8 protein-coding genes are annotated in these 9353 nt (G+C 43.4%); 4 read left to right on the top strand and 4 right to left on the bottom strand.

Annotated elements, in window-relative coordinates; all coding sequences use genetic code 11:
* Nucleotides 1–51 precede the first annotated feature (51 nt).
* Complete coding sequence (locus FD47_RS12485; RefSeq protein ID WP_235806090.1) at nt 52–708, top strand: M20/M25/M40 family metallo-hydrolase; 657 nt, start codon at nt 52–54, stop codon at nt 706–708.
* A gap of 87 nt (nt 709–795) precedes the next feature.
* Here FD47_RS12485 and FD47_RS12480 read toward each other — a convergent pair whose 3' ends face one another.
* Nucleotides 796–1902, bottom strand: a complete 1107-nt coding sequence (locus FD47_RS12480) for a glycerol dehydrogenase (RefSeq protein WP_054736218.1) — start codon at nt 1900–1902, stop codon at nt 796–798.
* Between the two features lie 420 nt (nt 1903–2322).
* Between FD47_RS12480 and FD47_RS12475 the strand changes: the two genes are divergently transcribed.
* Nucleotides 2323–4224, top strand: a complete 1902-nt coding sequence (locus FD47_RS12475; RefSeq protein ID WP_054736220.1) for a CotH kinase family protein — start codon at nt 2323–2325, stop codon at nt 4222–4224.
* A 153-nt stretch (nt 4225–4377) separates the two neighbouring features.
* Here FD47_RS12475 and FD47_RS12470 read toward each other — a convergent pair whose 3' ends face one another.
* Together FD47_RS12470 and FD47_RS12465 are read right to left on the bottom strand one after the other, a co-directional pair.
* Nucleotides 4378–5061, bottom strand: coding sequence for a DUF4956 domain-containing protein (locus tag FD47_RS12470; protein WP_054736222.1), 684 nt, complete (start codon nt 5059–5061; stop codon nt 4378–4380).
* Nucleotides 5042–5782, bottom strand: coding sequence for a polyphosphate polymerase domain-containing protein (locus FD47_RS12465; RefSeq protein WP_008214615.1), 741 nt, complete (start codon nt 5780–5782; stop codon nt 5042–5044). The genes FD47_RS12470 and FD47_RS12465 overlap by 20 nt, the downstream gene beginning before the upstream one ends.
* 171 nt (nt 5783–5953) lie before the next feature.
* Here FD47_RS12465 and mutY point away from each other — a divergent pair, with 171 nt between their 5' ends.
* Nucleotides 5954–7078, top strand: coding sequence for an A/G-specific adenine glycosylase (mutY, locus tag FD47_RS12460; protein ID WP_056980752.1), 1125 nt, complete (start codon nt 5954–5956; stop codon nt 7076–7078).
* Here the strand turns inward: mutY and xerS are convergent, their stop codons facing one another.
* Complete coding sequence (gene xerS / locus FD47_RS12455) at nt 7079–8170, bottom strand: tyrosine recombinase XerS (protein ID WP_008214622.1); 1092 nt, start codon at nt 8168–8170, stop codon at nt 7079–7081.
* Between the two features lie 265 nt (nt 8171–8435).
* Between xerS and FD47_RS12450 the strand changes: the two genes are divergently transcribed.
* The gene (locus tag FD47_RS12450) at nt 8436–9302 is read left to right on the top strand and encodes a LicD family protein (RefSeq protein ID WP_054736224.1); all 867 of its coding nucleotides are present in this window, start codon (nt 8436–8438) and stop codon (nt 9300–9302) included.
* Nucleotides 9303–9353 lie beyond the last annotated feature (51 nt).

The following is a 9353-nucleotide window of genomic DNA, read 5'->3' as shown; positions in this document are numbered from 1 at the left end:
TAAAAAGCTTGTTTTAAGACAGACCCTAGTCATTTAGTAGACAAAAATGATTTGACCGAGCAATATCTCCTCAGCTACGCTCACAAGGGGTCGATTACTTACGAGATTGCAACCAAAGGCAAAACAGCCCATAGTTCATCTCCACAGTTAGGAATCAACGCAATTGCGCCATTAATTAAGACTTACGACCAGCAAATCAACTATTTCAAAACGTTAACCAAGGAGAACCCGGTTTTAGGGAAAACCGTGCCGGTTGTTACTAAAATTAAGGGTGGCGATCAGCTGAATTCAGTGCCCGCTGCGGCTGCGGTATTTGGGAAAATCCGGACAATTCCCGAGGAACCAAATGACCAAATTATTGCCCAACTTCAACGAATCGTTGCGGAAAATAATCGTGATGCGAAAGCCGATATCCAGTTTAAATTACTAGGTAATAAATACCCAGTTATGAGTAACCCGGACGATAAACTAATTCAGTTGTTGCACCGGTTCGGTGAGCAGGAGTTAGATCAGGTCTTACCGCTTGGCGGCTACCCTGGCGGGACTGACGCCGCGGAATTTGTTCGGAAAAATCCGGCGATATCGGTTGCGGTATTTGGCCCGGGAAATATGACCGCTCACCAAGTTGACGAGTTTGTTGAATTGGATAATTTTGAGCGATTCATCGCCATTTACAAGCAAACGCTAACGGCATTTTTTAATGATTAACAATATCAAAATTAAATCACCTCGCAATGATCCGTTTCGAGCATTGCAAGGTGATTTTTGATAAGAATTGATGGTGCTTATGGATCCTTAATTTGAAAAGAGGTTTCTTGAGAAGGCGTCAACCGTCTTAATGCCATCAAAGACATCTTCAGCAGTGACTTTAAAGCCCATGTTATGAATGGTTTCACCTTCCTGGGTTGTTAATTGAGCCACTTTTAACAGGTCAGCATCGCTCGCATTTTCGAGGTGCAGATCCTTTAAAGTCGTTGGCAGCCCCAGCTTGTGCTCAAAGGTGATGTACTTGGTTAAGGTTTCGTCGCTGGCCCCCACGAGTACTAAATTAAGCAGTGATCCAAACGCTACTTTTTGCCCATGAGACAGTTTATGAACGTCCCCAGTGAGGGCGGTTAATCCATTTTGAAAACTATGGGCAGCTGCAAGCCCTGAGCTTTCGGCCCCAACGCCACTAAGCAAGATGTTGGCTTCAATAATGTGATCAAGCGCCGGCGTTACAGTATGATCCGAGGCCGCAGCAACCGCTTGGTCGGTATACCGGAAGAGCAATTGCTGGCATTTTTCAGCGAGTGCCAACCCCGCTTGTGTCTGTTGTGTATCTAGCGGTAATAGGGTAATTTCTCGGGCTCTGGCAACCGTTTGGGCCTCGATATTAGTTGATAAAGCATCGGCGATTCCGTCAATTAAAAATTTCACTGGAGCGCCGGCAATGACAGCCGTATCAACGAGGACGAGATCGGGATTCTTATCGTAAAACAGGTATTTTAAGAACTCACCATTTTCTGAATATAGGACGCTCAAGCGAGTGCAGGGCGAATCATTGGACGCTAAAGTTGGCGTGATCACAATTGGAATCTTTAGCTGATCGCCAACGGCTTTGGTCGTATCGTTGGTCTTGCCACCACCCAAAGAAATAATGAATTTTGCGTCACTTGAGTCGCCGATTGCTTTAATCCGGTCAATCTCTTCGGGAGAACTTTCCCCGCCAAAAAAAACGTGTTCAATTTTCAAGCCATCATTGGTCAGGTAGTTGTAAAATTTTTCGCCAACCAATCCCCAGACAATATCATCAGTCAGGAGAATGCCATGGTCACCAAAGGGTTTAATATACTTGGAAGCGGTCTTTAATAAGTCTTTGCCTTGAACATAGGTCGATGGGCTTGCAAAAGCAGTTGTCATTATCTATTCCTCCATTTCAAGATCCAGTCAAAGTTCTCTGCATGGTTATAATGTAAACGCTTACGTATCTAATTTCAATAATTTACCCCTTGAATTTATAATTGTGAAAATCAGATCATGGGTCCGATTTTCATTAGGATTTATTGAGCGTTCCCATCAGCGGCTTTGAAAATAAATTGAAAATGGCCCACTGAATTTTGACTTAACGATGTGAATAGGTAAACTAACGGCAATTTGGCGGAAATGACGCTTAAAAGTTAATTGGAGTGCGTTAAACGATTCATAGGCCCCATTAATTTGGGCGATCATCCGCTAATTTTCCAACATCTATTGTCACGATAACTGTTTAATTGACATAGCTCTTAAATGATTAATATGGTAAGGTATATATAGCTTTTTGACATTATTTGGAGGGGTATCATGAAAAAACATCTTATTGTGGGGGCAATTCTCACTGGTGCGTGGGCCGCAACGCTATTCTTAATTCCAAACGGCGCGGCCGCGGACTTGCAAATGCCGGGGGGCACACTCCGGACAACGCTGGTGGCGTCACAGCCGGGCAGCCAAGCGAATGTTAACGTGACTGATAAGACTCCCAGCGCAACGGGGCAAGTATCGACCAGTAAAACGATTGATGGCTTACCTGTAAAAACCCAATCGGTGGATGGCGATAAAATCACCGTCACGGTTCATAGTACCGATCCAAGTTTGGATGGGAAAACAATCACAACGCCGATTGATACGGACCATATTTATCCAGGTAATCAGAATACCGCTGAATCTCTAGTGGACTCAGTTAATGGCGTCATTATGGGAACTTTAGGCAATATGGTTCAGGGAAAGTCAAACGTTATTTCCGCCCTAACGATTGGCTTACCACAGACGATCTTTAATGAATTAGGTAATCCAGCGTCTTCAAAAGATTTATTGGGTGATTTTAGTCGTGGGTTGGTCTCGGTCATTCAACAGTTCAACACCCAGTTTCCATTGGGGATCATCTCTGATGGAATTACCGCGATCGGTGGGGTGGTTTCCGGAGTCGCCGGGGCCCTCAGTAATGCCGGCGTCAAAATTGATTTGACTGGACTGCAATCAAAGAATCAGGATCCAGTGCCACAAAACTCAACCCAGTTACCAATTATTCGAATCTCTGGGGACGATTTTGTCATGGATAAGTCCAACCCATCCCCAATGGCGTTTTCGTATACGGATCCTAAAAACAAGGATAACGTGAATGCCTATGCCCAAGTTAATTGGTCTGGTAGTTCAACTCAGCTATTGCCCAAAAAGAGCTATAAGATCAAGCTTTCAACCGATCCCAATGGCGACGATCCTTTGAAGCTTAAGTTCTTTGAGGGGGGTAAAAAGGACGACACCTATCAGTTAAAGGCAAATGAAACTGACCCGACGATGGCCCGCAACATCGTTAACGCCGACGTTTGGAAGTCGATGATTGCCACTGAACCTGATCTTCCAAGTGACTTGCAAAAGGCCCCAAATTTAGGGTCAGTTCAGGGCTTCCCAGTTTTAGTATTTGTCAATGGGCAGGCGAAGGGGGTTTACACCCTCACCACCGATAAAAGTGCCAAACTGTGGGGAATGGATAAAAAGGACGATCAGGACGTTGCCATTCAAGGTAACGTGAACAATGCTGCCGCCGAAATGTTTGACCGCCCGAATGCAAAGGTAGACGATAGTGATTTCAGTTCTGAAACCAGTGATCGAATTTCCCAAACAGCACTTTCTAACCTGAACAGTTTTATCCAATTCGTTGATTCAACGACCAATCAGCAATTCAAGGACCAGCTTAGTCATTACGCGAACGTGAACAGCCTGATCGATTATTACCTCTTTGTGAACGTTTTTGGGGCCTTCGATCAAATTGCCAAGAATGCGACGTATCTGTCGTATGATGAGGGAAAGACTTGGCGAATGCAAGCCTACGATAATGATCTCACCCTTGGAAACTTTATCTTTGGCTTTGGTATCAATGATCCATATGAAATGTATTATGATGCGTCTCGGGGAGGCATCTTCCCGGCGCACAATCGCCTCCTCAGACGAGTGAGCGAAGTGTTTGGCCCCGAAATTGCTGCTCGCTATACTCAGCTTCGCCAAGACAATATTATCAGTGGCCAGACGATTTATAATAAGTACGTTAACTTTATGGCTGGTGTTGGTTATGATAATTATACGTATGATCAGTCGATCAACCCGCTGACTGTCAATCAGTACACGCAAGGATTGCCGGCGTTGAGTAAAGTGATTTACAAGCGAATCTCGATTCTAGATAATCACTTTGATTACAAGGGTGCTAATTAAGCATTGTGTGTTTACGAGAGAAGAGAGTGAAGCAGGCAACTGCTTTAAGACGACCGTTTTGACAATGTAAAATTCGAAGAAATAAGAAGAGGTTGAGACAAGCGATACTTTTGGCTCAACCTCTTCTTTTAGATAAAGATAGTCATCTAATTATTACAATTCGTTGGTTTTTGATGAAATTTTGCTTGAAACAACCGGCATATTACCATTGCGAACCCGAATTTCGTCAATGAGGTGCTTTTCATTCTTAACGTCCTTTAACTTGATGTAGTACGCGAGTTCATAAACCGAGCCCATTGTGGTGGTCTTAACTGAATCGTAACGATATTCGTAACCGTATTTATTGAGTAAATCGTCAAACAATCCTGGAAAATCAAGATCTTCCGGGATCGTAATTTTTAGTTCCCGTTCCGCTGTGGAACTGAGATTGCCAAAGCTACTCGTGTTCAATACCAGTAAGTAAATGGTGACAATCACCGAGAAAAAGAACGCGTAAAAAATGTAGCCCATCCCAGCTGCCAGACCGACCCCCATGGCCCAAAAAATAGTGGCAATATCGTGAGAATTTCCCTCTACTGATCGGAACCGAATCAGACTGAACGCGCCCAGAACGGCCATGCCAGTTCCAAGGTTACCGTTCATGTTAACCAACATGATAATCAGCTGGACCAGCACTGGAAGTGCGGCCAGGGTAGTGACAAAGTTTTTTGAATATGTATTTCGATACATGTAAACCATTGCGACAACCAGCCCCAAAATAATTGAAGCGGCAACGCTGCCGATAATCGAAGGTAACGTATACGAAACCGTGTGCGCCTTAAATAATTCTTGAATCATTTTTATCCCCAATTCCTCTCAAATAATGTTCATAGACGTAGCCATACTTTGAAAATCGCTGCTTTACCAGATGAAGGTTAGCGATAATGTTACTAAACCAATATGGGTATGCGCCAAGCGCTTTAACCTCCATCACAACATCAAAATTCGGGTTGATCTTCAACCCATTCGTGCCGGCATCCAAAGCCATATCTTCGGTTCGAAAACGAATGTTAAAATCAAAGGTCACGCGAAATTCCGGGTTGTCATTGGCGAATAAAGCCACTCGGTCATCACAAATTAAAACTTTTGGCGTGATGTGATACTTCATAAAGAACCAGCTGATTTCTCGGGCAATTTGTTGATCATTTGGATTTAACTGCTGATCAGCAAATGTAATGGTATGACCATTGATGGTTTTGTCTAAATCGTTAAACGGAATCCCAAGTCGGCGCTTATAGACAACCCCGTTAATTTTTTTCTTGATCTCAAGGTAAACCGGCTGGGTGGGACTTGGTCGGCCATAACTTCGAATTCGAAACTTTGATTTATATTGGGCGTGTTCAATACTGCGATTGATAAAGTAATTATCAGCTGTGTCGAAATATAGTGACTGGATTGTCGTCAGCCCAAACATGTCTTCCTGCATATAACCCATCAGTAGTTTCCTAATGGCAATATAATCAGAATTTGATAATAAATACTTATACTCGCGGCGTTCAAATACCCGTTTCAGCTTCATCGAAAATTCCCCCAATAATAATTGAACCGTCCATAAAATTGTAAAGGTTTATTCCGATAACGTCAACAACGGTTTGGGGGCTTTGCAAATAAGTGGCGACTTTCAAGCAGATGAGAACTGGGGGCCTACTCTGATATGATAAAATTGTCGAATAGAGGAGTGATTATTAAAATGATTCATTGGTCCCAGAAAAAAATAAGTGCCTTTCAGCAGACGCTGTTGGCCTGGTACGATCAACAGAAACGGGATCTCCCGTGGCGGCATGATCATGATCCGTATCACGTTTGGATTTCAGAAATTATGCTTCAACAAACTCAAGTACAGACGGTCATTCCATACTACAACCGGTTTATGAAGCAATTTCCAAACGTGCAATCTTTGGCCGAAGCAAATGAAGACGACCTCATGAAGGCTTGGGAAGGACTGGGATACTACTCGCGAGCCCGGAATCTTCAGAAAGCTGCCAATCAATTGGTTCATGACTATGGTGGTAAATGGCCGACGACTGTTGAAGGCCTTCAAAGCCTCAGCGGGATAGGTCCGTATACGGCGGGGGCAATTGCCAGCATTGCGTTTAATCAGCCCGTTGCGGCGATTGATGGTAATGCCTACCGGGTATTTGCCCGCCTGCTTGAAATTGATGAGGACATTGCCAAACCCCAAACGCGAAAGTTATTTGAAAAGATTGTTAACCAGATCATTTCGAAGGACCGGCCCGGAGATTTTAATCAGGCCATCATGGATTTGGGGGCCAGTTATATGACGGCGGCCAACTATGATTCAGCCAACTCACCAGTTAAGGCGTTTAATCAGGCCTATCTAGATGGTGTTGAGGCAAATTATCCCGTTAAAACCAAGAAAAAACGACCGGTGCCGGTTGATTATTTTGGGTTAATTATTCGTTCGGCAAATGGTTATTTATATGAACATCGGCCAACAAAGGGAATTCTAGGCGAGTTTTGGATGTTTCCGTTGATCAAGAGAAACGATCTAATTAAGGAGGACGATCCGAAAAATGGGCCAAGTGATGCCCTTATGATGAAGCGGTTAGTGCGGATGATTCAGGTTGAGGACGGCCTTGATCTAAAATTAAAAATGGTTAATGCCAAACCGGTTAGCCACACGTTCACCCACCAAAAATGGCACATTACACTACTTGAAGGGCAATTGCCAGCAACAAGTGACCTTAGTTATTTTCCGGGAAAGTGGGTCCAGCCAGCTAATTTTGACCGCCTAACTTTTTCGAAAGTTCAGGACAAAATGTGGACAGCATACCAGAAGCGGGCAGGTGACTGACTAATCCGTTTTAGTGTGTAACTGATCCAACGCCTGCTTTTGCTTGGTATCAATGATGTGCGTGTATAAGCCAGTTGCCTTAGTGGATGTTTGTCCAAGTTGAGTGGCAACCAGGTGCTCGTTATTGGTCTCGAGATAGAGTTTTGACGCCAACGTATGCCGAAGTTTATGAGGTGTGATCCGTACGTGGTTAAAGGCTTGGGAGTACTTGGCTACCAAGAGTTCAACGGTTGCCGTAGAAATTCGGCGAGGAGCCTGGGCCCCCTTCGTTAAAAAGAGGGCAGGGGTGGCGGCAGTTGCCAGGTAGCGTTGGGTGCGAATTCTGAGATAAGGGGTTATATAAGGAAGCACCCAATCGGCAATTGGAACCGAATCGCGTTTACCACCTTTACGATGCACGGAAATCCTGGCCTTTTTTAAGTTCAAATCCTTCAGGTTAGCATTGGCGAGTTCTGAGACCCGAATCCCAGTACCAAGCATCAGCGCGTTGATGGCAACGTCACGTTCGCGATTATGCTCGTACATCTTAACAACTCGTTTGCCTTTAAGCTGGTCTGAATATTTATTCATAATAAAATCTAGATAATGAACGTCGGCATTGCCGAGCATTAGCTGGTCCTTAATATTGTTAGCCCGGGTTTGGTAAGTTTCACTATCAGCAACTAGGGCAATTTTTTTCATAACATTTCGGTAGAAATAAGGTTCACCGTCATCGTTTTCAGATTCTTCAGTTAAGTAGCGGAAAAGCGCTGAAAGTGCGTTTAATGATCGATTGACCGTGCGATGGGATAATGTTCCGCGGGGATTTTTAGCAGTTTGCTTGCCACGATTTAATAGGTACGCTTTATAAAGTTCCATGTCGGACTTTTTCAGGGTTTCTAAATCGCCTAATTGGATATGGGTGATTGTGGTCGCAGTTGTAATGTTTGTGTCAATTAACCAGGTGAAAAAACGCTGGAACTCGTTTAGGTATTGGTAAAGCGTGGCGGGTGACAGCGGAACCGTCGTTTTTTCCAAATAGTATGAGCGAATGAAAGTGGGCATTTTACTGATGATGGCTTCATTTTTTCTGATATAAGATGCGTTATCCATAGTAAAAACTCCTTAAGTGTCAAATTTGGTTGAGTTGTTAAACGGACAAGTTTGGGGGTACCCTGATTTGTTGAGAGAATATAACTTAATAAAATACTGGTTTTATTAAGTTATATTATAACATAAATATCCGAACAAATTGCATAATTACAAGCAAATAATTTGACCTAATTCTTAAAAGTTAATAGAATAGCATAGACGAACAAAAAATAATTAAAAGAGGTTTTGAAATGAAATCGGAATAACGAATCAAGGGGGCCTTCATATGATAATTGATATGAATCAAATTCACAGTATTCAACTCGGTATTTTACAGGAAGTTGCACGTTTAAGCGCTAAATACCATCTAAAGTATTTTATGACTGGCGGTTCGGCGATTGGCGCAGTTCGCCATCACGGCTTTATTCCATGGGACGATGACATTGACATCGGCTTCACGCGTCATGACTTCGAAAAGTTCATTCAGGTAGCACCGACTGAATTAGTGACGAGTGATTATTTGGTTGAAGAAAATCGGCTAAATCCGCGCTATGAGTATGATTTTGCGAAAGTTATGACCAAAGATTCGCAGATCTTGGAACGCGGCCGGGAAGAAGCAAAAGCCCATAACGGCATTTTTATTGACGTTTTCCCGTTTGATCGTTTGCCGGCTGATAAATCCCAACGGCTTGAACAAAAGATGGTTTTACAGGACATCCTCCAAGAAATTCGTCGTCGGTTCTACCCAGACCGCTTTCCAAGTGCTGCAACTGGCCACAAGCCATATACTAACATGAGCCTGCAAGACCTGTATGATTTGCGGCTTAAAACAATGGTCCAGTATGATCACCATCGTGATTTACCTTACGTGAATTTATCGTCACCATATGACTATGCCAAGGAGACAATTTTTCCTAGTGAAATGCAACGCTTGATTAAGATGCCGTTTGAGAATTTGCATGTTCCGGTTTTAGCCGGATACGATTCATACTTACATCGGCTTTATGGTGATTATATGAAGCTTCCACCAGTTGAGAAACGCATTCAGCGACACATTTTAAACGCGACGGTGGATTCTTCATCAACGATTGACGAGAATGAATCTGATAAGCCACAATTGCCGCTGCTAGGATTTGAATCGCAAGCTGGTTAGCTAAGTTGATTGGCCGAACGTTAGAAACTGTTTGAGATCTAAATTGAGTTT

The organism is Lentilactobacillus parafarraginis DSM 18390 = JCM 14109 (genome assembly GCF_001435895.1).
Classification (GTDB): domain Bacteria; phylum Bacillota; class Bacilli; order Lactobacillales; family Lactobacillaceae; genus Lentilactobacillus; species Lentilactobacillus parafarraginis.
This window is presented reverse-complemented; position numbering and strand designations above follow the sequence as displayed.

Coding starts and splice junctions, on each gene's coding strand:
- FD47_RS12480 (WP_054736218.1), bottom strand. CDS start 1,902: ATGACAACTGCTTTTGCAAGCCCATCGACCTATGTTCAAGGCAAAGAC.
- FD47_RS12475 (WP_054736220.1), top strand. CDS start 2,323: ATGAAAAAACATCTTATTGTGGGGGCAATTCTCACTGGTGCGTGGGCC.
- FD47_RS12470 (WP_054736222.1), bottom strand. CDS start 5,061: ATGATTCAAGAATTATTTAAGGCGCACACGGTTTCGTATACGTTACCT.
- FD47_RS12465 (WP_008214615.1), bottom strand. CDS start 5,782: ATGAAGCTGAAACGGGTATTTGAACGCCGCGAGTATAAGTATTTATTA.
- mutY (WP_056980752.1), top strand. CDS start 5,954: ATGATTCATTGGTCCCAGAAAAAAATAAGTGCCTTTCAGCAGACGCTG.
- xerS (WP_008214622.1), bottom strand. CDS start 8,170: ATGGATAACGCATCTTATATCAGAAAAAATGAAGCCATCATCAGTAAA.
- FD47_RS12450 (WP_054736224.1), top strand. CDS start 8,436: ATGATAATTGATATGAATCAAATTCACAGTATTCAACTCGGTATTTTA.